Origin of the sequence: Cognatishimia coralii (assembly GCF_037478305.1) — a bacterium.
GTDB lineage: Bacteria > Pseudomonadota > Alphaproteobacteria > Rhodobacterales > Rhodobacteraceae > Cognatishimia > Cognatishimia coralii.
Map to the genome: position 1 here is coordinate 1 of NZ_JBBGAZ010000038.1, position 817 is coordinate 817.

Here is an 817-nt window from a genome sequence, read left to right on the forward strand (position 1 = left end):
GGAGTTGTCACGTTAATCGGGTAGCGATTGCCTCCTTGCTGTTTGCTACGTAGGTCACGGCGATGCAGACACCTTCCATCAGCTACAAGCGGCACCGGTTCCCGCCTTCGATCATTGCCCACGCGGTCTGGCTGTACGTCCGGTTCAATCTGAGCCTGCGGGAGGTTGAGGAGATGCTGCTCGAACGTGGCATCGACGTCTCCTATGAAACGGTTCGGCGCTGGACGGCCAAATTCGGGCCGCAGATCGCGAGGAACTTGCGGCGATGCCAGCGCCGCCCCGGCGACATCTGGCATCTTGACGAAGTCGTGGTGAAGATTTCCGGCAAGACGTTCTGGCTCTGGCGCGCCGTTGATCAACGCGGCGTTGTTCTGGACGAGATCCTCCAGTCCCGGCGGGACAAACGGGCCGCCAAACGGCTTTTGCGCAAGCTGATGAAACGCGCGGGGTCTGTTCCCAAGCGGATTATAACGGACAAGCTCCGCTCATATGGCGCGGCCAAGCGCGAACTCCTGCCCGATCTGGATCACTGGTCGCATAAGGGGCTCAACAATCGTGCCGAGAACAGCCATTTACCGTTCCGAAAGCGAGAGCGCGTGATGCAGGGTCATCGCTCGCCAGGCGGCCTGCAACGCTTCGTGTCCATCCATTCAGCCGTCCGCAATTGTTTCTCCGTTCCAGCTCGCCGACGCGCCGCCCTGACCATTCGCTACCACCGGATGGAAGCTCTCCGCACGTGGAAAGTAGCAGCCAGCATCGCCTAAGACCTTCAATTACGGCCTTGCCAGCCAACCCTTCGGTTAACGTGACAACACCC

At 60.1% G+C, this 817-nt stretch carries 1 protein-coding gene; it reads left to right on the plus strand.

Annotated features, from left to right (window positions below; translation table 11 throughout):
- Window positions 1-62: 62 nt before the first annotated feature.
- A complete protein-coding gene (locus WG622_RS19200) occupies window positions 63-764 on the plus strand; it encodes an IS6 family transposase (protein ID WP_088665148.1) in 702 nt (233 codons plus the stop codon).
- Window positions 765-817: the final 53 nt, after the last annotated feature.